21 protein-coding genes are annotated in these 21,242 nt (G+C 67.1%); 12 read left to right on the top strand and 9 right to left on the bottom strand.

Going from position 1 to position 21,242, the window contains the following annotated elements:
- Nucleotides 1-90: 90 nt before the first annotated feature.
- From HBF26_RS11960 to HBF26_RS11950, 3 genes are all read left to right on the top strand, one after another.
- A complete protein-coding gene (locus tag HBF26_RS11960; RefSeq protein WP_167126424.1) occupies nucleotides 91-1,329 on the top strand; it encodes a tetratricopeptide repeat protein in 1,239 nt (412 codons plus the stop codon).
- A 231-nt stretch (nucleotides 1,330-1,560) separates the two neighbouring features.
- Nucleotides 1,561-4,194 (top strand): M1 family metallopeptidase, encoded by a 2,634-nt coding sequence (locus HBF26_RS11955; protein ID WP_167126421.1) that lies wholly within the window; start codon nucleotides 1,561-1,563, stop codon nucleotides 4,192-4,194.
- A complete protein-coding gene (locus HBF26_RS11950; protein ID WP_240151302.1) occupies nucleotides 4,194-4,916 on the top strand; it encodes a glutaminyl-peptide cyclotransferase in 723 nt (240 codons plus the stop codon). Before HBF26_RS11955 ends, HBF26_RS11950 begins: the two co-directional genes overlap by 1 nt.
- A gap of 193 nt (nucleotides 4,917-5,109) precedes the next feature.
- Here the strand turns inward: HBF26_RS11950 and HBF26_RS11945 are convergent, their stop codons facing one another.
- Nucleotides 5,110-5,964, bottom strand: a complete 855-nt coding sequence (locus HBF26_RS11945) for a PfkB family carbohydrate kinase (RefSeq protein WP_167126418.1) — start codon at nucleotides 5,962-5,964, stop codon at nucleotides 5,110-5,112.
- A gap of 3 nt (nucleotides 5,965-5,967) precedes the next feature.
- Entirely contained in the window at nucleotides 5,968-7,272 is a 1,305-nt protein-coding gene (locus tag HBF26_RS11940) for a NupC/NupG family nucleoside CNT transporter (RefSeq protein ID WP_167126415.1), read from the bottom strand.
- A 102-nt stretch (nucleotides 7,273-7,374) separates the two neighbouring features.
- Between HBF26_RS11940 and HBF26_RS11935 the strand changes: the two genes are divergently transcribed.
- Nucleotides 7,375-8,049, top strand: coding sequence for a homoserine/threonine efflux transporter (locus HBF26_RS11935; RefSeq protein ID WP_343162797.1), 675 nt, complete (start codon nucleotides 7,375-7,377; stop codon nucleotides 8,047-8,049).
- Nucleotides 8,050-8,056: 7 nt separating this feature from the next.
- On the opposite strand, the gene HBF26_RS11930 is transcribed toward HBF26_RS11935, so the two are convergent.
- The 3 genes from HBF26_RS11930 to HBF26_RS11920 all read right to left on the bottom strand — a co-directional run bounded on the left by HBF26_RS11930 (nucleotide 8,057) and on the right by HBF26_RS11920 (nucleotide 11,046).
- Nucleotides 8,057-8,518, bottom strand: a complete 462-nt coding sequence (locus HBF26_RS11930) for a MarR family winged helix-turn-helix transcriptional regulator (protein ID WP_167126412.1) — start codon at nucleotides 8,516-8,518, stop codon at nucleotides 8,057-8,059.
- Nucleotides 8,519-8,521: 3 nt separating this feature from the next.
- Nucleotides 8,522-9,280, bottom strand: coding sequence for a helix-turn-helix transcriptional regulator (locus HBF26_RS11925; RefSeq protein WP_167126409.1), 759 nt, complete (start codon nucleotides 9,278-9,280; stop codon nucleotides 8,522-8,524).
- Nucleotides 9,281-9,390: 110 nt separating this feature from the next.
- On the bottom strand, nucleotides 9,391-11,046 hold the full coding sequence (locus HBF26_RS11920) for an alpha-amylase family protein (RefSeq protein WP_167126406.1): 1,656 nt from the start codon (nucleotides 11,044-11,046) through the stop codon (nucleotides 9,391-9,393).
- A 128-nt stretch (nucleotides 11,047-11,174) separates the two neighbouring features.
- On the opposite strand from HBF26_RS11920, the gene HBF26_RS11915 reads away from it, so the two are divergent.
- Nucleotides 11,175-12,746 carry an alpha-amylase family glycosyl hydrolase gene (locus HBF26_RS11915; RefSeq protein ID WP_167126403.1) on the top strand — a complete coding sequence of 524 codons (1,572 nt, stop codon included), beginning with the start codon at nucleotides 11,175-11,177 and terminating at the stop codon, nucleotides 12,744-12,746.
- Between the two features lie 8 nt (nucleotides 12,747-12,754).
- Here HBF26_RS11915 and HBF26_RS11910 read toward each other — a convergent pair whose 3' ends face one another.
- The 3 genes from HBF26_RS11910 to HBF26_RS11900 all read right to left on the bottom strand — a co-directional run bounded on the left by HBF26_RS11910 (nucleotide 12,755) and on the right by HBF26_RS11900 (nucleotide 14,242).
- Nucleotides 12,755-12,949, bottom strand: a complete 195-nt coding sequence (locus HBF26_RS11910; RefSeq protein ID WP_167021826.1) for a hypothetical protein — start codon at nucleotides 12,947-12,949, stop codon at nucleotides 12,755-12,757.
- Between the two features lie 65 nt (nucleotides 12,950-13,014).
- On the bottom strand, nucleotides 13,015-13,929 hold the full coding sequence (locus HBF26_RS11905) for a hypothetical protein (protein ID WP_167126400.1): 915 nt from the start codon (nucleotides 13,927-13,929) through the stop codon (nucleotides 13,015-13,017).
- A gap of 43 nt (nucleotides 13,930-13,972) precedes the next feature.
- A complete protein-coding gene (locus HBF26_RS11900) occupies nucleotides 13,973-14,242 on the bottom strand; it encodes a hypothetical protein (protein ID WP_167126397.1) in 270 nt (89 codons plus the stop codon).
- 104 nt (nucleotides 14,243-14,346) lie between these two features.
- Here HBF26_RS11900 and wrbA point away from each other — a divergent pair, with 104 nt between their 5' ends.
- On the top strand, nucleotides 14,347-14,946 hold the full coding sequence (gene wrbA, locus HBF26_RS11895; protein ID WP_167126394.1) for an NAD(P)H:quinone oxidoreductase: 600 nt from the start codon (nucleotides 14,347-14,349) through the stop codon (nucleotides 14,944-14,946).
- Here wrbA and HBF26_RS11890 read toward each other — a convergent pair.
- Entirely contained in the window at nucleotides 14,943-15,521 is a 579-nt protein-coding gene (locus tag HBF26_RS11890) for a helix-turn-helix domain-containing protein (RefSeq protein ID WP_205287626.1), read from the bottom strand. The genes wrbA and HBF26_RS11890 overlap by 4 nt on opposite strands.
- A 237-nt stretch (nucleotides 15,522-15,758) precedes the next feature.
- Between HBF26_RS11890 and HBF26_RS11885 the strand changes: the two genes are divergently transcribed.
- The 6 genes from HBF26_RS11885 (at nucleotide 15,759) to HBF26_RS11860 (ending at nucleotide 21,181) form a co-directional block, all read left to right on the top strand.
- Nucleotides 15,759-17,699: a PAS domain-containing sensor histidine kinase gene (locus tag HBF26_RS11885; RefSeq protein ID WP_167126392.1), complete on the top strand. Its 1,941-nt coding sequence runs from the start codon at nucleotides 15,759-15,761 to the stop codon at nucleotides 17,697-17,699.
- A complete protein-coding gene (locus tag HBF26_RS11880; protein WP_167126389.1) occupies nucleotides 17,696-18,334 on the top strand; it encodes a response regulator transcription factor in 639 nt (212 codons plus the stop codon). The genes HBF26_RS11885 and HBF26_RS11880 overlap by 4 nt, the downstream gene beginning before the upstream one ends.
- 109 nt (nucleotides 18,335-18,443) lie before the next feature.
- Nucleotides 18,444-18,815 carry a response regulator transcription factor gene (locus HBF26_RS11875; protein ID WP_167126386.1) on the top strand — a complete coding sequence of 124 codons (372 nt, stop codon included), beginning with the start codon at nucleotides 18,444-18,446 and terminating at the stop codon, nucleotides 18,813-18,815.
- Between the two features lie 68 nt (nucleotides 18,816-18,883).
- Entirely contained in the window at nucleotides 18,884-19,636 is a 753-nt protein-coding gene (locus tag HBF26_RS11870; RefSeq protein WP_425482995.1) for a YdcF family protein, read from the top strand.
- A 60-nt stretch (nucleotides 19,637-19,696) separates the two neighbouring features.
- Nucleotides 19,697-20,203, top strand: coding sequence for a hypothetical protein (locus HBF26_RS11865; RefSeq protein WP_167126382.1), 507 nt, complete (start codon nucleotides 19,697-19,699; stop codon nucleotides 20,201-20,203).
- Between the two features lie 99 nt (nucleotides 20,204-20,302).
- Entirely contained in the window at nucleotides 20,303-21,181 is an 879-nt protein-coding gene (locus tag HBF26_RS11860) for an EamA family transporter (protein WP_167126379.1), read from the top strand.
- Nucleotides 21,182-21,242: the final 61 nt, after the last annotated feature.

Genomic DNA, 21,242 nt, shown 5'->3' with positions numbered 1-21,242 from the left:
GGGGCACCTGTCCAAAAAGCCGATATCTTCCGCGCCCGCTTACCCCTATGATCCGGCCCCACGAACGGCAGGCCTTCGCAGGGGAATGGGATGTCGCAGGGGAGATCGGGCGCGCTCGGTGACCATCGTTATGTCGCCGAGATGGACGCATTGCAGAAGTTCGGCCGCCTGGAAAAGGCGGCCCAGCTTGGGGACGCGCGGGCACAGTTCCAGGTGGCGCATATGTACGCCGAGGGCGGACACGTGCCCCAGGATCGTGCGCGCGCCGCCCAATGGTTCCGCCGCGCGGCGGAACAGGGGCACCTGGAAAGCCAGTGCCGCCTCGCCGCGATCCATGCGGAAGGGCTTGGCGTGCCGCGCGATCCCTTCGAAGCGGCCGGGTGGTATCGCCGCGCCGCCGAGGCCGGTTCAGCCGAGGCGCAATGCGCCCTGGGTACGCTCCACGCCAGGGGCCAGGGCGTTCCTGCCGACCGCGCCGAAGCACTGCGCTGGTGGACCCTCGCCGCCGACCAGGGGCATGTGCAAGCCTGCGTCAACCTCGGCGTGTCGCACTATTTCGGACGCGGCGTGCCGCGCGATGCCGAGCTTGCCTTCACTTACTACAGCCGCGCCGTGGAGCGCGGCCAGCCCGACGCTCCCGGTTATGCCGACGCGCTGTGCAGCGTCGCGCACATGTACTGCGACGGCATCGGCGTGCCCCGCGACACGGTGGCAGGGGAACACCATTACCGGCGTGCGGCGGAACTCGGCAACAGTTCCGCGCAGTTCGCCCTGGGCAAATTGCACCTCGAAGCCAGCGCCTTGCCGGAAGACCGCGAGCAGGCGCGCTTTTGGTTCGGCCTGGCGGCCGAGCAGGGCGACAGCGAGGCACGCCGCCACCTGGCGGATCTGGCGGCCCCTGCCGACGGGACCGACGCGGCACAGGACAAGCCGGGCAGGCTGGGACCGCAGGACGCGGCTGGACAGTTCCTGCTCGGCCAGCGCCTGGCATCCGGCGACGGCGTGGCCCGCAACGACCGCGAGGCGGTGCGCTGGCTCGCCCTGGCCGCGGAGCGCGCGCACGCGCCCGCGCAATACGCCCTGGCGAAGATGCTGGACGAAGGTCGCGGTTCGCCCCGCGACGTGACCGAGGTGGTGCGGCTCCTGCGCCACGCCGCGAGCGCCGGCCACGCCGACGCACAGTTCGAGCTGGGCCTGTTCCACGAACGCGGGGAAGGCGTGTCGCGTAACGCGTCGATCGCCCGGGCCTGGTTCCGCAAGGCGGCCGGCCGCGGGCATCTGAAAGCGCTGCGCAAGCTCGAAAAGCGCCGCTGGTGGAAGTTCTGGTAGAACGGCCTTTGGGGGAGCCGGCTTTGCCGGCGATCCCGCGGCAGCGGGCTAGCTTGCCGCGAGCACCCATCGCCGCTGAAGCGGCTCCCACGAAAGCCGGCTCCCACACAGCGATACCGCGAAAACTTGCGGCCGTGACTTCCGGCGCTTCCCTCGCGCAGCCGCGACCGCGACCATCGGCGGATGCACCGCCGCCGGATGTCCGGCGGGGGGCGAACCAAGGGCCATTCCATGCGTACACCTCTCGTCAGCGCGATCGCCTTCGCGCTCGCCGGTCTCTCCGCCGCCGCCGTTGCCGCGCCCGCCGCCGACACCAGCCAGCTCGCCACCACCCAGTTGCCGCGCTCGGTGCGTCCGACGCACTACGACGTGGCCGTGGTGCCCCACGCCGATAAGCTCACGTTCGACGGCAAGGTGTCCATCGCCGTGGATGTGCTGGAACCCACCGCGTCCATCACGCTCAATGCCATCGACATGAGCTTCGCCGACGTGGCCCTGGTGCCGGCGAAGGGCAAGGCGAAGTTCGCCGCGCCGAAGGTCGCCATCGACGAGAAAGCGCAGACCGCCACGTTCACGTTCGACCATGCGGTGCCCGTGGGCTCGTATACCTTGTCGATGAAGTACACCGGCAAGATCGGCACGCAGGCCAACGGCCTGTTCGCCATCGACTACGACACGAAGGCGGATGGCAAGAAGCGCGCGCTGTACACGCAGTTCGAGAACTCCGACGCGCGCCGCTTCATTCCGTCGTGGGACGAACCGGCGTACAAGGCCACGTTCACCCTGAAGGCAACCGTGCCCAGCAACGAGATGGCCGTGAGCAACATGCCGGCCGCCTCGAAGAAGGACCTGGGTAACGGCCTCACCGAGGTGACCTTCCAGCCGTCGCCCAAGATGTCCACCTACCTCCTCTTCTTCGGCCTGGGCGAATTCGATCGTGCCACGACGAAGAGCGACGGCGTGGAAATCGGCGTGATCACGCAGAAGGGCCTCACCTCGCAGGCGCAGTTCACGCTCGACTCCGGCAAGGCGGTGCTGCAGGAATACAACGCATACTTCGGCGTGCCGTATCCGCTGCCGAAGCTGGACAACATCGCGTCGCCGGGCCAGAGCCAGTTCTTCGCGGCCATGGAAAACTGGGGCGCGATCTATACGTTCGAGTACGCGTTGCTGCTCGATCCGTCCATCTCCACGCAGTCCGACAAGCAGGAAGTGTTCAACACCGCCGCGCACGAGATGGCGCACCAATGGTTCGGCGATCTGGTGACCATGCGCTGGTGGGACGACCTGTGGCTCAACGAGGGCTTCGCGTCCTGGCTGGCTTCGCGCACCACGCAGCGGCTGCATCCGGAATGGCACACCAATCTGGAGGCTGTGTCGATCCGCGAGAGCGCCATGTCGCGCGACGCCGTCGCCACCACGCATCCGGTGGTGCAGCACGTGGAAACGGTGGAGCAGGCCAGTCAGGCGTTCGACTCCATTACCTACTCCAAGGGCGAGTCGGTCATCCGCATGCTCGAAGCCTATGTCGGTGCCGACACCTGGCAGAAGGGCGTCCAGGCTTATATCAAGGCGCACGAATACGGCAACACGGTATCCGACGACCTCTGGAAGGAGATCGACAAGGCCGCTGGCAAGCCGGTGAGCACCGTGGCCCACGACTTCACGTTGCAGCCGGGCATTCCGCTCGTGCGCGTGGAATCGGTGTCCTGCGCCAACGGTTCCACCACCCTGACGCTGTCCCAGGGCGAATTCACCCGCGACCGCCCCGAGAAGAAGCCGCTGGCCTGGCACGTGCCGGTGCTGGCGAAGACGGTGGGCGGCAAGCCTTCGTCCACGCTGCTGACCGACGGCTCGGGCACGCTTACCGTTGACGGTTGCGCCCCGGTGGTCGTGAACGCCGGGCAGACGGGTTACTACCGCACGCTGTACAAGCCGGCGCAGATGAAGGCGTTGGAGGGTGCGTTCGCGAAGCTGGAGCCGATCGACCAGCTCGGGCTTGCCTCGGACGTGTGGGCGCTCGGCATGGCCGGGTTGCAGCCGGCCTCCGATGTGCTCGACCTGATCAAGGCGGTGCCGCTGGACGCTTCGCCTGTGCTGTGGGAAGAGGTGGCGGGCGACCTCGCGTCGCTGGACCGCTATTACGATGGCGACGCGAAGCGCCAGGCCGCGCTGCGCAAATACGCCATTGCGCGGCTCGAACCGAAGTTCGCCCAGGTGGGCTGGGAGGCGAAGGCAGGCGAGGAGGCACCCGTTGCGATCCTGCGTTCCGACCTCATCGCCACGCTGTCGCACCTTGGCGACGCCAAGGTGATCGCGGAGGCCCGTCGCCGTTACGCCGCCAACACCATGCCGGCCGAGCTGCGCAAGACGATCCTGTCGGTGGTTGCCGCGAACGCCGACGCCGCCACCTGGGACAAGCTGCACGCGGAAGCCAAGGCGGAGAAGACCCCGTTGGTGAAGGACCGCCTGTACGCGCTGCTGGCGACGCCGGAAGATGAAGCCCTCGCGAAGCGCGCGCTCGAACTCGCGCTCACCGACGAGCCGGGCGCGACGAACAGCGCGGCCATGATCTCGGCCGCCTCGCGCGAGCATCCGGCGCTGGCCTTCGACTTCGCCGTAGCGAACAAGGACAAGGTGGATCACTTCGTGGACTCGACCTCGACCTCGCGCTACTACCCGAGGCTGGCCAGCGGTTCGATGGACATCGCCATGGTGGACAAGATCAAGGCGTTCGCCGACAAGTACATCGAACCCACGTCGCGTCGCGATGCGGAAACCAGCATGGCCAACATCAAGTACCGCGTGATGGTGCGCAACGAGCGTCTGCCGGCAGTGGACGCCTGGTTGAAGAAGAACGGCTGATGACCATGGCAGCGGCGCCGGTGGACGTTCCCACGTCCACCGCGCGCATCGTGCACACGTATCCGCATGACCGCCAGGCCTTCACCGAAGGCCTGTACTACGAGGACGGCTATCTCTTCGAGAGTACGGGCGGTTATGCGGATGCCGGCCTTCGCAAGGTACGCCTGGAAACGGGCGAGGTGGTGCAGCGGCGCGACGTGCCGCGACAGGTGTTCGGCGAGGGCATCATCGCCAGCGGTTCGAGGATCCTGCAGCTTTCATGGCGCGAGGGCGTGGGGTTCATCTACGACCGCAAGACCTTCGCGCTGTTGGGCGAGATCCACTATCCCGGCGAAGGCTGGGCCATGACGCGGAACGCCGCGCACATCTTCATGAGCGACGGCACGCCGCGCATTCGTATCCTCGATCCGCAGACGTTCGCGCAGACGGGTCTGATCGACGTAACCGTCGACGGCAAGCCGCTGGAACAGATCAACGAGCTGGAGTGGGTGAAGGGCGAGATCTACGCCAACGTGTGGCAGACCTCGCGCATCGCCCGGATCGATCCCGCCACGGGGCACGTGGTGGGGTGGATCGACCTGAAGAATCTGACGGCGATGCAGCACGTCGAGGACCCCGCCGACGACGTGCTCAACGGCATCGCGTACGACGCCGCGCACGATCGTTTGTTCGTCACGGGCAAGCGCTGGGATGCGGTTTACGAGATCAAGCTCAATCCTTGAAGTGCCGGCATGGGAGCCCTGTTCGGGCTTGCCTTGCGAGGTGTGGGGGCTTTGTGTGGGAGCCGGTTTGCCTTGCGAGGTGTGGGGCTTTGTGTGGGAGCCGGCTATGCCGGCGATCCCGCGGCAGCGGGCCAGCTTGTCGCAAGCACCTATCGCCGCTGAAGCGGCTCCCACACAGGGCACCGCATGCAGGTCAGCCCGACGCCGAACACGCCGCCAGCAGCGCATCGCGGAAGCATGGCGCGTCGAGCAGCCTTGCCGCGAGCGTGCCCTTGAACACGTCGCCCGCGCCGCAGGTGGGTACGCGGTAGAGGTCCGTATGGTCGCCGTGCCGGTCGCTGCCGTGCGATACGAGGCAGCTGCGGTCGAGAGAGACCACCACCGTGCCGGCACACAGACGCCGCGCGAGTGCATTGATCGTGGTGTCGTCCATGCCGGTCACCGCGTTCGCGGTGATGTCGATGGAGAGGAACCGCCCGCAGACGCGGGCGAACTCGTGCACGTCGAGCAGCAGCACGTCGGTGCTGGCGAACTCGCGCACGGAAAGCCCCGGCGGCAGCGGGCCGGGATCGAGCACGCGCAGCAGGCGCTTCGTGCCGGCCAGTTCCAGCGTGGCGGCCACGGCGTCGATGTTCGCCTCGGTGGAGACGAGGAGCACCTTCGCGCTGTCGAACAGATCGGACTGGTGCGCGATGAACTCCGCATCCAGGTGGGCGTTGGCACCGGCAGAGAGCACGGAGAGCGTCTGCCCCTTCGTGTCCGTGACGATGGCCGTGCGTCCCGTGCGCACGCCGGACACCACCTGCCAGCGGGCCACCACGTTGGCCGGCAGGCCGGAGGGGTCGATGGTGTCGTCGCCGATCGCGGCAACGAGCCCTGTCGGCACGCCCGCACGGGCGGCGGCCACCGCCTGGTGGAACGCCTTCCCGCCCGGCAGCCGGTCGAACTCGTCGGCATAGGCGGGCTCGCCGGCCTTGGGAAGGCGCGGCGTACGCCAGCGCTCTTCCTCGCTATAGCCGCCGACGACCAGCAGGCGGACGCCGGCCACGCCTCAGAACTGCTCGAGCACGCCGGCGATGGTCGCCGTCATGAAGGTGGCGATGGAGCCGCCCAGCACGGCGCGCAGGCCGAGGCGGGCAAGGTCGCCGCGGCGGTTCGGCGCAAGGCCGCCGATGCCGCCGATCTGAATGGCGATCGAGGAGAAGTTGGCGAACCCGCACAGCGCGTACGTGGCGATGAGTCGGCTCTGCGGCAGCAGGTCGTCGAGGTGGCGCGCCAGGTCGGCGTACGCCACGAATTCGTTGATGACCACCTTCTGGCCGATGAAGCTGCCGACGAGGGTGGCATCCTGCCAGGGCACGCCGATCAGCCACGCCACCGGGGCGAGGATCCACCCGAAGATCGTTTCCAGGCTGAGCGCGACGGGATGACCCGCGGTGGCAGTGAGCCACGCGTTGAGGCTGTGCTCGCCGCCGACCGTGCCCACCCACTGCACGGGACCGTTGATGAGGGCGATGAGCGCGATGAAGGCCAGCAGCATCGCGCCGACGTTCATGGCCAGCTTCAGGCCGTCGCCCGCGCCGGTCGCGGCGGCGTCGATGACGTTGGCGGTGGTTTTCTCGACCTCGATCTTCACCGTGCCGCGAGTGAGCGGCTCCTGCGTTTCGGGCACGAGGATCTTGGCCAGAACCATGGTGGCCGGCGCGGCCATCACGCTCGCGGTGAGCAGATGCTTCGCGTAGAACATGCGCTGCACCGGATCGTCGCCGCCGAGCATCGCCACGTACGCGGCCATCACTGAGCCGGCGATGTGCGCCATGCCGCCGATCATGACGGTCATCAGCTCGGCCTGGGTCATCCGCTCGATGTAGGGCTTGATGGTGAGCGGCGCTTCGGTCTGGCCGATGAACACGCTGGCGCAGACGCTGGTGGTCTCGGCGCCCGACACGCGCATCACCTTGGTGATCACCCAGGCCATGCCCTTCACGATCTGCTGCATCACGCCGAGGTGGTAGAGCACGCCGGTGAGCGCCGCGAAGAAGACGATGGTGGGCAGCACCTTCACGGCGAAGATCACGCCGAACCTGTCGCTGTCCAGCAGGCTGCCGAAGATGAAGCGCGAACCGACGTCCACGTAGTCGAGGAGGCGCACGAAGCCGGTGGCGATGGCATCGAACACATCGCGGCCCAGCGGCACCTTCAGCACGATGGCGGCGAAGACGATCTGCAACAGCACGCCGGTGGCGACGAGCTTCCAGTCGACCACGCGCTTGTTGTTGGAGAAACAGAATGCGATGGCGACGAGCACCACCAAACCGAACAGGCCAAAGAGAACGTGGCCCAACAGACCCAGCATCGCGACTTACCCCTTGGAAGGACGGGGGCAGCCCCGTGACCACTTTAAAAAACGCGAGGTTACGGGAGGAGTGCCCTGTGGGCAAGGCGCGATGCGGAATAAATGGTCCGACTTCCGCCGTCGCGTCCCGGGTACTACCCTCGCACGATGAACCTCTTCCTCACCATCGCCATCGTCCAGATCGTCGCCCTGATCACTCCAGGACCCGATTTCTTCTTCGTGTCCCAGCTCGCGGCCAGCCGGTCGCGGCGCGAAGCGTTCGCGGGGGTGCTGGGCATCGCGCTGGGGGTGGCGGTATGGGCCGCCCTGGCGCTGCTGGGCCTGCACATCCTCCTGCATCGGCTGGCGTGGCTGGAACGGGGCATCGCCGTTGCCGGCGGGGCCTACCTCTGCTGGATGGGCTTCCAGATGCTGCGCGCCTCCTGGAAAGCGAAGGCGGACGCCGCCGTGCCCGTCGTCGACGTGCGCGGTTCCAGCCCGTGGCGCGCCCTGCTGAGGGGGCTGGCGACCAATCTGGCGAACCCGAAGGCGGCGGTGTACTTCGCCTCGATCTTTTCCGCCTTCGTGGGCGACGGCATGTCGGGCGCGGCGCGTTGGGGTCTCTGGACCATGGTCACGCTGGAGACGGTGGTGTGGTTCTCGGTGGTGGCCGGCATCTTCGCGATGCCCGCCATGCGGCGGGCCTACGTGCGCGTCAGCCGCTGGATCGACGGCGGCGCCGGCGCGGTGTTCGCCCTGTTCGGGCTCCATCTGATCTTCGGGCGCCGAACCGCCTAGAGGGTCCCTAGGGGATGTCCTTGGGAACCTTGGCCTCTTCGAGGTTGCGGGTGACCTGGGCCAGGCTCTCAGCCAGCAGCCCCGGCTGGTCCACCCCTTCCAGCGCGGTCCGGGCCAGGTCGGCCACCAGCGCCCGAACCCTCTCGGCCATGCGCTTGCCGGCCGGCGTCAGGACGATGTCGACCAGGCGGCGGTCGCCCTCGTTGCGTTCGCGCAGCATCAGGCCGCGATCGATCCCGGCGTCCACGGCGTGCGTGACCGTGCTGGCGTTCACGCCGCACGCGGCCGCGAGCTCGGTGGAGATCATGCTGCCGCGCGCGGCGAGCAGGAGCAGCAGTTCGCCTTGCAGTGCCGTGAGGCCGAATTCCCGCTGGGCGCGGCGGCCCACCGCGTCGCGCAGCCGGGATCCCGCCAGCATGAGGTCGCGCCCCAGGCCCAGGGTCGAAACCGTGTTGTCGTCGTTGGCCATGCTTTAGTCCGCCGCGCGCCGCCATGCGCCCGGCGGCATGCCGACGGTACGGGTAAAGACACGGGTGAAGTGGCTTTGTTCGGCAAATCCGCAGGCGAGCGCGATATCGGCGAGCGCGAGGTTGGTTTCGCGAAGGAGCTCGCGCGCTCGCCCTATGCGGCGGTCCAGCAGCCAGCGGTGCGGCGGTTTGCCCATGCTGCGACGGAAGGCCCGGGAGAAATGGTTGACGGAGAGGCCGCAGACTTCCGCCACGGCCGATACAGGGAAGGACTGGTCCAGCCGTTCGTCCATGAAGGCGACGGCCCGGCGTTCTTGCCAGGTGGCCAGCCCGCCGCGCGGCGTGGCGCCCTCGTCGCGGGCCGAGGCGCCCCCGAGCAGGGCCCGGAGGGCCAGGGCCACATGGGCTAGCAACGGCGTATTCGGCGCCTCGGCGCGAAGGCTGTCGAACAGGACCTGGGCCAGGGAGCGGACCGCGGGCGGGTGGCTGCTTTCGGCCTCACCCTCGGCCTGTCTGCGGAACAGGATGGCGCCCGCCCCGTCGGCGTCGGCTGCGCACGCGGCGCGGTAGACCAGGAGCAGGTCGTCGGCGGCACCGTCGAGCGGAATTTCCGTAAGTTGCGCCCGTCCTCGCAGGTCTTCCACGAGGCTGGTGCTTCCCCGGCGGTCGCCGCGGTCGATGGCGGCGGAGCGTTGGGCGAGATCGACGATGACCGTGGGCAACGTGGCCAGACGGATGCTGCAGGTGGGTTCGGCGCGATACATGGTGGCCGATCCTTTCGAGATACCGAAGGAGGAGCCAAGCATTGCGCATGCAAGGATCGGCACCTACCCCCATAAGAGGTACTGGAAGGGGGTCCCGCCGCTAAGCGGCGTCAAACGCCGTCGATTTCGTCACGATCGAGGATGTAACCGAGGCCGCCCTCGCGGAACCAGCGGTAGCCATAGGGCTCGAGCATGACCTGGTGGTGGCCCCGCTCGTCCGGCCGGCTGTGGTCTTCCGACAACACATTGGTGAGTTGGGCCGGGCCCGCGAAATCGACCTCCACCGGTGCGTCGGACAGGTTGTGCAGGAACAGCACGGCATTGCCGCGCCATGTGTAACGCAGCATCAGCACGGCATTGTCGTCCAGGGGCAGCACTTCGAAATCGCCCCAGGACACCTCCGGAATCTCCTTTCGCATGCGGATTACGCGTTCCATCCAGTTCAGCAGGGAGCCCGGATCGCGCCGCTGCTGGGCCACGTTGACGTGTGCGAACCCGAAGGGGCCATCGGAGATCACCGATTTCCCTCCGCTGCGTATCCGGGTGAACCCGCCATAGGACTCCGTGGACCATTGCATGGGGGTGCGCGCGCATTCGCGCTCGGGCAGCGACAGGTCGTCGCCCATGCCGATCTCGTCGCCGTAACGCAGCACCGGCGTGCCGGGCAGGGTGAAGAGGAGGCTGTAGGCCAGTTCGAGCCGTCGGCGGTCGTTGCGCAGCATCGGCGCAAGACGGCGACGGATGCCCCGGTCGTAGAGTTGCATGTCCTTGTCGGGGCCGAACTCCGCGAAGACGCGTTGGCGCTGCGAAGGCGAGAGGCGGCCAAGGTCGAGTTCGTCGTGGTTGCGCAGGAACTGCGCCCACTGCGCGGTTGCCGGACGCGGCCGCGTTTTCTTCAGCGCACCGGCCAGCGACCGCACGTCGCCGGAAGCCAGCGCGTGGAAGAGGTGCTGGTTCACCTGGAAGTTGAACATCATCTGCAGCCGGTCGCCGTCCGAACCGAAATACTCCATGTCGTCGCGCGGCAACACGTTCGCTTCGGCAAGGATCACGGCGTCGCCCCGGCGCCACTGCAACAGTTCGCGAAAGCCGCGCAGCATGTCGAACTGTTCCTTCGGCTTCTTGACGTCGGGACCCTTCGTTGCGATCACGAAGGGTACGGCGTCCATGCGGAAGCCGGATACGCCCAGCTGCGTCCAGAACCCCATGATCTTCAGGATCTCCGCCTGCACATAGGGATTGGAGGTATTGAGGTCCGGCTGGAACTGGAAGAAGCGATGGAAGTACCACGCCTTGGCGGTTTTCTCGTACGTCCAGGTGCTCTTCTGCACGCCCGGGAACACCATGCCCTCGTCGGCGTTTTCCGGACGCGTCTTCGACCATACGTACCAGTCCCTGTACTTCGATTTCGGATTGCGACACGCGTCACGAAACCAGGGGTGGCGGTCCGAGGTGTGGTTCACCACCAGGTCTATCATCACGCGCATGCCTCGCTGATGGGCGGCTTGCGTGAATTCCACGAAGTCGCCCAGGGTGCCGTACCGCGGGTCCACGTTGTAATAGTCGGCAATGTCGTAGCCACCGTCCTTGCCGGGCGAGGTCTGGAAGGGCATGAGCCAAAGGGCCGTGACGCCGAGGCCCTGCAGATAGTCCATCCGCCGGCCCAGCCCCTGGAAATCGCCCACGCCGTCGTCGTTGGAGTCCTGGAAGGTGCCCACGGAAAGGCAGTAGACGATCGCGTTCTTGTACCAGAGGTCGTTGATCATGACGCCGCCCGGATGTTGGTTGCCCGGAAGGCTAAGCGAAAGGTTGTGAAGGCATTCCCTACACGTGCCAGCGGCGAGGCTCTGTGTCAGAGCCGCGGAAGCCGCTCCCACAATGCAATGGAGGATGTGTGTCGGAAGGTTCATGGTGGCGCGATGGCGTCGTTTATCAGGTGTACCCCCGCTCGTTCGCCGACGCGAACGGCGACGGTATCGGCGATCTGGCAGGCATCCGTTCCAAGCTCGGCTACCTTGCCGACCTGGGGGTGAGCGCGCTCTGGATCTCGCCGATCTACCCCTCGCCGATGGCCGACTTCGGCTATGACGTCAGCGACTATCGCGGCATCGATCCCTTGTTCGGCGACATCGCCGGCATGGACGCGTTGATCGCCGACGCACATGCGCTCGGGTTGAAGGTGATCCTCGACTTCGTGCCCAATCACAGTTCCGACGAACATCCGTGGTTCCGCGAGAGCCGCCGTTCGCGGGACAGTGTCTTCCGCGACTGGTACATATGGCGCGACCCGGCACCCGACGGCGGTCCGCCCAACAACTGGCTGTCGAACTTCGGGGGCAGTGCGTGGACCTTCGATCCGGCCACCGCGCAGTATTACCTACACCTGTTCCTCGACAGGCAGCCGGACCTCAACTGGCGCAATCCCGTGCTGCGCGAGGCGATGTACGAGTCGATGCGCTTCTGGATGCGCCGCGGCGTGGACGGCTTCCGCGTGGACGTGATCTACCACGTGATGAAGGACGCAGCCTTTCGCGACAACCCTCCCAATCCCGCCTTCCGTGAAGGCATCGACGCCGACGCACATCGTTTCCTGCCGGTGCATACCGCCGACCTGCCCGAGACCCAGGGGATCGTGGCCGCCATGCGCGAGGTGGTGGACGAATTTCCCGATCGCGTGCTGATCGGCGAGATCTACCTGCCGCTGGAGCGCATCGTCGCCTATTACGGCGAGAACCTCACCGGGGCGCACCTGCCGTTCAATTTCCTGCTGATCGGCACCGACTGGCACGCGCCGACCATCGCCGGCCTCATCCGCCGCTATGAAGCCGCGCTGCCCGCGGGCGGCTGGCCGAATTGGGTATTGGGCAATCACGACAAGCCGCGCATCGCGTCGCGCGTGGGCGCCGCACAGGCCCGCGTGGCGGCGGTGCTGCTGCTCACCCTGCGCGGCACACCCACCATGTACTACGGCGACGAGATCGGCATGCAAGACGTGCCCATTCCGTTCGCCGAGGTGCGCGACCCGTTCGAACTCAACGAACCGCACAAGGGACTGGGCCGCGATCCGCAGCGGACGCCGATGCGCTGGTTCCCGCGCGAGGGCGCCGGATTCACGCGTGGCACGCCGTGGCTGCGCATCGGCGACGACGTCGGGACATGCAACGTGGCGACCCAGGCGGACGATCCCGAATCGATGCTGTCGTTGTACAAGGCGCTGCTGCGTTTACGGCGCGAGACGCCGTCGCTCAGCCGCGGCGATATCCGTGTGCTGGAAGCGAGCGACGCCGTGCTGGCGTACGAGCGTTCGCACGAGGGCGAGCGCGTGGTGGTGCTGCTGAACTTCACCGACCAGCCGGCGGATCTTCCGATACCGGAGCCGGCGGGACGCGTACTGGTATCCACCCACGCGGGCGTCGCGGAAGGGGCGTTGCGTGCCGCGGAAGCGAGGATCTACAGGCTCGTCTGAGCAGACTCTTACAGCCAGCCCGGCGCAAGCCAGTGCAGGGCGGCGACAACGATGGCGAGCACGATGGCCACGATGACGATGTGGCGCAAATAGGCGCCGCCGGTGGCACCGCCGTCGTAGCTGGCGTCGTCATAGTCGTGCGACGCGTCGCGCGGATGGCGCACGAAGGGAAGGCGCAGGCGCTTTCGGCGTTTGGGTGTCATGGGTCGATACTGGTGCAGAGGGTGTGTGCGCAAGGCATAGGGGCGGAACCCATGGCGTCATGGTCTCATGCGCCGACGCGGGACGTGTTCTTCAGTTCTTCGAGGATTTCCGGCCCGCGCACGTCGATGTGGTCCAGGTTGTTCACGTAGAAACGCACGAAGGGCTTTTCCGCATCCTTGGGCATCCACGGCTTCGCCCACACGAACGCCACGCAGTAGCCGCCCGATTCCGCGATGAGCTTGTCCAGCCGGGCACGCAGCAGCTTGCGGACCGGATACGCCTCGATGTCCCGGGCGGTAATCGTGATGGTCGGCCGCAGTTCGGCATCCTCATGGCGGAAGGGGCGCGAGAAGCGGAGGTAGTAGCCGCCTTCCCGGGTGGCGCGAAGGGAGGCCGTGCCCCACCAGACGGCGCGGGTGCCGAGCAGGTCGACCACCTTCTGCCGGTAGATATTGCGGAACAGGGCCTCGTAGGTGGTGGTTTCCCCGCCGATGTCGACCGTGGCCTCCGCGAGGTCCCGGTCGCGGCGATGCTCCAGGAACTTCTGCACGAGCGAGGAAAGGCGGTAGTAGTGGCTGGCGCGCGGCGGTAGCCCGGCCGTCTGCGAGGCGGATACGCGGCGTGGCGATCTGTCGCCGGCCGGCGAGGCCGGCGGCGTCGGCTCCCTGCGGAAATGGCCGGCCGGTCGTTCGGCCTCGAAGACGTCCGGCCGTTTTTCCGTCCGCGTCTCGCCGCGGCCATGCGCGACCTCGCACGTTGCCGCGTGGTCTTCCAGCCGGTAGGAACGGAAATAGGGGCGGATCCTGAGGTTCTGCTCGGGCTTGTCCAGGCAGGCGCAGATCAGCGGTGCCGAACAGCCGGTGCCGACGCATGCGAAGCGGGCATCGCGGGGAAGCAGATCCGCCCAGTAGAGTTCGTAGGCGCGCTCGGCGGTCAGCCGTTCGTCGCGGTCGGGCAGGGTGGCTTCTTCGATCGACACGTGGTGGCCCGCGGCTTTCCGTTCCGCCGACTTTACCGCGACTTCAGAACGCCGCGAACGCCCGGGCAGGCGTCAGGCCGAGGTCCCGCGCCGCCGCGCGGAGGAAGCCCAGCACCTCCTCGTGCCGGCCGCAGGCCACGAGGGACTCGGCCGTCTGCTGGCCCAGCGTCGCGATCGGGTCGCCGCGGTACCACGCCATGCGGGCGGCCTCGTCCGGCTCGATCCGGGCGGCTTCGTGCAGGACCAGCGCGGTCCAGGGGGCCGGGACGTCGATCCGGGGCGCGGGACGAAGGTGTACGACGCTGGCAAACATGCGGTTACCTCGATGCGTTGGCGATGCTGCGTCTAGACGCGGCCTGCATGGCCGTGCCGGTATCGTCTCCTTCTGCCTAGACCTTTCCCTGCGGAGTGCGTTCCATGGCCAAGATCCTCGTTCTCTACTACTCGGCTTACGGTCACATCGAGAAGATGGCGGAAGCCGTGGCGGCGGGTGCCCGCGAAACCGGCGCCACCGTCGACATCAAGCGCGTGCCCGAACTGGTTCCCGAGGACGTGGCCAGGAAATCGAACTTCAAGCTCGACCAGGCCGCGCCCGTGGCGAAGGTGGACGACCTGCCGGGCTACGACGCCATCATCATCGGCACCGGCACGCGCTACGGACGGATGGCGTCCCAGATGTCCAACTTCCTCGACCAGACGGGCTCGCTCTGGGCGAGTGGCGCGCTCAACGGCAAGGTGGGCGGCGCCTTCGCCTCCACGGCCACGCAGCACGGTGGCCAGGAAACGACGCTGTTCTCCATCATCACCAACCTCCTCCACCTGGGGCTGATCCCCGTGGGGCTGCCCTATGCGTTCCAGGGCCAGATGAAACTGGACGAGGTCACGGGCGGCAGTCCCTATGGCGCCACCACGATCGCGGCCTCGGACGGCTCGCGGCAACCCAGCGAGAATGAGCTCGCCGGCGCCCGCTACCAGGGCCGTCACATTGCGGAAATCGCCACGAAGCTGTTCGGTTAGACCTCCTGCCAGCGGGAGCGCCGCCACTGGCTGGGGCTCTGCCCCACGAGCCGGCGGAACAGGTTGCACAGGTGTGCCTGGTCGGAGAGGCCGCAGGCGAGAGCGATCTGGCTCAGCGGCTCGCGCGTCTGCAGCATCAGCGTCTGCGCCCGTTCCACCCGGCGGCGCATGATGTAGGCATGCGGCGGGTCGCCGAAGCTGTCCTTGAAGGCGCGGCAGAAGTAGCTGCTGGACAGGCCCGCGATGGCGGCCAGCTGGTCGATGGTGATCGAGTAGCCGAGGTTCTCGTCCACGTGCGCGGCCACACGCCTCGCCTGCCACGGTGCCAGCCCGGCACCGATGCGCCGGCGGGTCGGCGCCGCCGGGCGGGCGACGGAAGACTCGCGCTCGAGCAAGGCAGCCACCCTGGCCACGCAGGCACGCGTGGTGGCGATATCGGTCTCGGCGGACGTCAGGGCCTGCTCGAGCAGGCGGGTCACGTTGGATTCTTCTTCCTCGGCGGGAAGGGCGAACGGCGGAAGACCCTGTCCGGCGTTCGGGACGTTCATCTGGAAGCGCATCTGCGTCTGCTCCACGGCGGCGGCTCTGGGCGGGAATGCCCGTGAGGAAGAGCCTATGCGCGGGACGACGCGGGCTGAATTCTACATTCGGTCGGACGCTCCATACCAAAGGGTTAGTCGCCGTGGCGTGCATTTCTTGTAGGGTCCGCTCCGTAATGGTCAAAAACCATCACCGCTGTGCAAGACGGGCGCCACGGGAAATCGGGACACTCCACGCTAAATCCATACAAGACACCTCGTCTGGCGCGACCCATGACCCGATTCCGGCCCCTACACAGCCAGGCCTACGCGCCCGCCACGCGCCCGCGGGGGTATGTGGCCGCACTGCTGATGGGCGCGGGTGCCGTGCTGGCCGCGGGCGTGTTCGTGGTGGACACCTTCACCCCGTTGCAGAGCGCCGTGGCGGTGCTTTACGTGGTAGTGGTGCTGCTCGTGGCGGCCAGCGGAAGCCGCCGGGCGATCGTCGGCGCCACCGTGGGCTGCATGGGGCTCACGGCCGTGGCTTATGCGAGGGGGCACGGCGCACCGGCCATGGATGCCTCGTTCCTGCGCTGCGCGGTGAGCCTGGGCGCCATCGCCATCACCGGCGTGCTGGCGCTGCGCAACCGCGAGCGCATGATCACCATCGCCGGGCAGGCGCGGCTGATCGAACTCACCCACGACTCCATCTTCGTTCGCGACATGGACGACGTGATCGTGCTCTGGAACGGCGGCGCTGAACAGCTCTACGGCTGGACGGCCCAGGAGGCCCTGGGGCGCCGGGCAAGCGATCTGCTGGGTACGGCGTTCCCGGGCGACCATGCCGAGGCGGAGGCCGAACTTTTCGGTGCCGGACGGTGGGAGGGCGAAGTGTTCCAGCGCCGTCGCGACGATCGCATCGTGATCGTGGAGGCGCGCTGCGCACTGCTGCGGGACGAGTACGGCAAGCCGCGTGTCATCCTGGAAGCGGGCACCGACGTCACCGGGCGCCGTGCGGCCGCGGCCGCCCTGACGGAAAGCGAGCGGCGCTACCGCAGCATGTTCGAAAATGCGCGCTTCTGTTTCTGGGAACAGGACTACTCCTTGGTGATGGACCGCGTGCACGCCCTGAGGGAAGAGGGCGTGACCGACTTCGCGGCCTATATCGACGCGCATCCGGAGTTCGTTTCGGAAGCGATGCGCCTCACCCAGATCGTCGACGTGAACCAGGCGACGGTGCGGATGCTGGGGGCGTCGCGCCGCGAAGAACTGCTGGGGCCGCTCGCGCGCGTGCTCGCGCCGTCGCAGGCCGTATTCGCACGGGTGCTCGCGACCATCGAAGGTGGCGGCGTGGCGGAGGGCGAGACGACGCTCACGAACCTCCGCGGCGAGCGCCTGACCGTGCTCTTCGCGCTGAACATGCCGCTGGGACCGACACGCTACGACCGCGTACTGGTCAGCGTGGTCGACATCACCGACCGCAAGCGGGCGGAACGTGCGCTTATCGCCGTGCAGGCCGAGCTGGCCCAGGCAGCGCGGATCACCGCGCTGGGGGAGATGAGCGCCTCCATCGCCCATGAGGTGAACCAGCCGCTGGCCGCCATCGTTACCCATGGCGAGGCCAGCCTTCGTTGGCTGCGCCGTGCCGAACCCAATCTGGCGGAAGTGAGCCAGGGGCTGGAACGCGTGGTTCGCGATGCCCGGCGTGCAAGCGAAGTGGTGCACCGTGTGCGCAGCCTGGCCAGCAAGGAACCGCGCCAGCACGTGCATTTCGACCTCGGCATGCTGGTCGAGGAATGCGCGCAACTGCTCGACGGCGAACTGGCGCAGCATCGCATTTCGTTGTGCATCGATATCGATCGCGGCGCGCCGTTGCCGCGCGGCGATCGCGTGCAACTGCAACAGGTGGTGGTGAACCTGATGGCCAACGCGATACGTGCCATGTCCGAGACCGCCGACGCGCGGCATCTGCGCATAAGCGCCCGCGCCGACCCCGCGGACGGCCTTCTCGTGGAGGTGGAAGACAGCGGAACCGGTATTCCGGAACATATCGCGCCGCACCTGTTCGATGCCTTCGTCACCACGCGCTGCGACGGCATGGGCATGGGGCTTGCCATCTGCCGTTCCACCATCGAGTCGCATGGCGGCCGCCTCTGGGCCACCAACCGCCCCGGTGGCGGGGCCACGTTCCATTTCACCCTGCCCATTGCCACCCTGGAGCCGACGCCGGCATGACACGCACCAGCCTTGCCGATTCCGAGCCGGTGCCCGTCGTCTGCGTGGTGGACGACGATGCGTCGGTGCGCGAGGCGCTGGCCTCCCTGTTCCGTTCGGTGGGACTGGAGGTGGCGACCTTCGCCAACGCCGCCGATTTCCTTGCGCGCGACAACGCCGACGCGCCCGGCTGTCTGGTGCTCGACGTGCGCCTTCCGGGCGTGAGCGGGCTGGATTTCCAGGCGCAACTGGCCGCCATGGACAATCGCCTGCCGGTCATTTTCATGACGGGGCACGGGGACATCCCCATGTCGGTGCGCGCCATGAAGGCCGGTGCGCTGGACTTCCTGTCGAAGCCCTTCCGGGACCAGGACATGCTGGACGCAGTGACCGCCGCGATCGAGCGCGACGCGGCCGACCGGCGCAACGCGATGGCGCTGGACACCCTGCGCGAGGCCTACGCATCGCTGACCCCGCGCGAGCGCGAGGTCATGGCGCACGTGACGGCGGGGCTGATGAACAAGCAGGTCGGGGCGCTGCTTGGCTTGTCGGAAATCACCGTGAAGATCCATCGCGGCAACGTCATGCGCAAGATGCGGGCGAAGTCGCTCGCGGAATTGGTGAAACAGGCGGAAGCCCTTGCCGGGCGGGCCTGAACACGACTCGCTGGCGCGACCGCACACCTCCGTATGATTCCCAATCGCCGTGACGCGGCGCACTGTAGGCGGCGGCAGGGTCAGGCAGGTGCCGGGCGAGGATGTGACATTGGCCGCTAACAGGATCGTGGCGATCGTGGACGACGACGAGGCTGTCCGAACGGCGACCGTCAGTCTCGTCCGGTCGCTCGGGCACGACGTACGGAGTTTCGCCTCCGCCGAAGAGTTCCTCCGCGAGGGCGGTGACGAGGGCATCGACTGCCTTGTGACCGACGTGCACATGCCGGGCATCGATGGCACGGACCTGCATCGCCTCCTTGTCGAAAAAGGCCGCACGTATCCGGTGGTGTTCGTCACCGGTTACCCGGATGACGCCATGCGCGCCAGTGTCATGGCCGCCGGCGCATTCTGCTACCTCGGCAAGCCTTACAGTGGCGACGAGCTCATCGAATGCCTCGAGCGGGCGTTGCATCCCCGGTAGCGCTCGCAAGGAAACACGGATCGCGTCGGTTTGCTAGGCTCCGGCCCATGACTCTCGTGATCTTCCTCATCGTCCTGGCCATTGGCCTCGTCCTGTTCGCCCTGCGTCGTCTGCGCGGTGGCTGGTGCTTTTCGCTCGTGGCATTGGCGTGGCTGTTCTTCGCCGGTTGCGGCCCCTTGACCAGCCTGTTGCTGGATCGCCTGCAGGCGGGGTACCCAGCCGATGTAATGCAGTGGGGCCGACGCAACGCGATCATCCTGCTGGGGGCCGGCACGGTCCGTGGCAACGCCGGCGCCGTCGAACCCAGCCTTTACGCGAACGGACGCATTCTCCGGGCGGCGCAGCTGTACCACGCATGCAGGGCCAGCGGTGGGGACTGCAAGCTCGAGGTCAGTGGCGGCGATGCCATGCGGCTCAGGCAATCCGAGGCCGACGTCTATGCGCGGTCGCTGGACCAGCTAGGCATACCTCGCGCGGACCTGATGCTCGAAGGGCGCAGCATGAACACGTTCCAGAATGCGCAGTTCAGCAGGCCCTTGCTGGCGGGTTATGGAGCGGACAAGGTGGTGCTCGTGTCGTCGGCCGTGCACTTGCGTCGTGCGAGCCTGTATTTCGCGCACTTCGGCATCCGCGCCGAGGCGGTGCGCGGCGATTACGTGCGGGCCCGGTATGCGTGGCTGCCCACTTCCGAGAACCTCTCCTTCGCCGACTTCGCGATTCACGAATATATCGGAGTGGCGCGTTATCACTTCTATAACGCCATGGGTTGGAACGTGCCGCGCGTTCCTGAAGAAAGCGTGACCGCGCAGACACATGCGTAACAATTCGACGATTATCCTGTGCCACCGTCCAGCGCGGACATGACAACGAAGGAGTTGCCCGTGAAGTTTCGCTACGTACTTGCCGCCCTGCTGGCCACTGCATCCCTCGTGCCCGTTGCCGCCAGCGCACAGCAGGCAGCCAATCCTGTCTCGCAGATTCCCGCTTCGGACAAGAAGGCGATCCAGGATTACAGCCTCAACGACGACGTGTTCAACCGTATCGTGAAGGTAACGCAGGAAGCCAAGGCCCAGGGCATCAAACCGAAGGATGCGGCTACCGATTTCTCGAAGGTGCACTCCCTCGACGACCTCGCGAACCAGGTCACCAGTGCGGATCCGCGCATCGCTCCCCTGCTCAAGAAGTATGGATTCACCCCACGCGAGTTCCTGCTGGCGAATCTGGCGGTGACCAATGCGGCCATGGCGTCGCAAGCCAAATCCAACCCCCAGCTGGCGGCTTACATCGACCAGTCGAAGGTTAACCAGAAAAACGTGGCCTTCTACGAGGCGCACAAGGGCCAGATCAACGCGTTGATGGCCGAGGGCGACAGCGACGACGACCGCTGAGGAGGCGCGCCCCCGATGGGAGCCGGGGGGCAGGGCCATGGTTGGCTGTTGGCGTGTGTACTATGTGCGCCTCCACGCCGCCCGGCCCTGAGTCTGTCGATGACCTCCCTGCGCTCCACTCCCTGGTTACCGGCGCTGGCCGTCCTTGGCTCCGTGACCTCGCTTTGCATCGGCACGTCGTTCGCCAAGAAGCTTTTCCCTCTTGTCGGGGCCGAAGGCACATCGGCGTTGCGCGTCGGGTTTTCGGCCATCGTGCTGTTGCTGCTGTGGCGCCCATGGCGCTGGCCCTTGAGCCGGCAGGATGCCGGGTCCGTGCTGCGGTACGGACTCACGCTGGGCACGATGAACCTTCTGTTCTATCTCGCCTTGCGCACCATCCCGTTCGGTATCGCCGTAGCCATCGAGTTCAGCGGCCCGTTGGCCGTGGCGATGTGGGCGTCGCGTCGTCCGGTGGATTTTCTGTGGCTGGCTTCGGCGGTGACGGGGTTGGCGATGATCCTTCCGCTTGGGCACGGGAGCACCCTGGACCCGACGGGTGTGCTCTTCGCACTGGGTGCCGCCGTCTGCTGGGCCTTGTACATCGTGTTCGGCAAGCGTGCGGGCCACCTCCACGCGGGCCACTCCGTATCGCTCGGGCTGGTGGCGGCGAGTCTGGTGGTAGTGCCCTATGGCGTCGCCCACGCAGGCGCGGCGCTGCTCGATCCCGCGATACTCGCGGCGGGGCTCGGTGTGGCCATCGTGTCGAGCGCCATACCCATGTCGCTGGAAATGATGGCGATGAAGCGATTGCCGAGCGAAACCTTCGGCATCATGGTGAGCCTGGAACCCGCGGTGGCGTCGTTGCTGGCGATGCTGCTGCTCGGGGAGCACCTCACGTCGTTCCAGTGGCTTGCCATTGGCTTCATTGTGCTGGCTTCCATCGGCAGCACGGTGACCGCGCGGCGCGCACGACCAGAGGCTGCGGAGCTTGCAGGGTAGGTGGCGATGGTCGACCGGAGCCTTGCGCGAATGCGGCAGGGCTCCGGTGCCCTGAGGGTGG

Source organism: Luteibacter jiangsuensis (assembly GCF_011742555.1).
Lineage (GTDB): Bacteria > Pseudomonadota > Gammaproteobacteria > Xanthomonadales > Rhodanobacteraceae > Luteibacter > Luteibacter jiangsuensis.
Note: the sequence above shows the minus strand (reverse complement) of the source record. Positions and strands in the feature narration are given on the sequence as shown.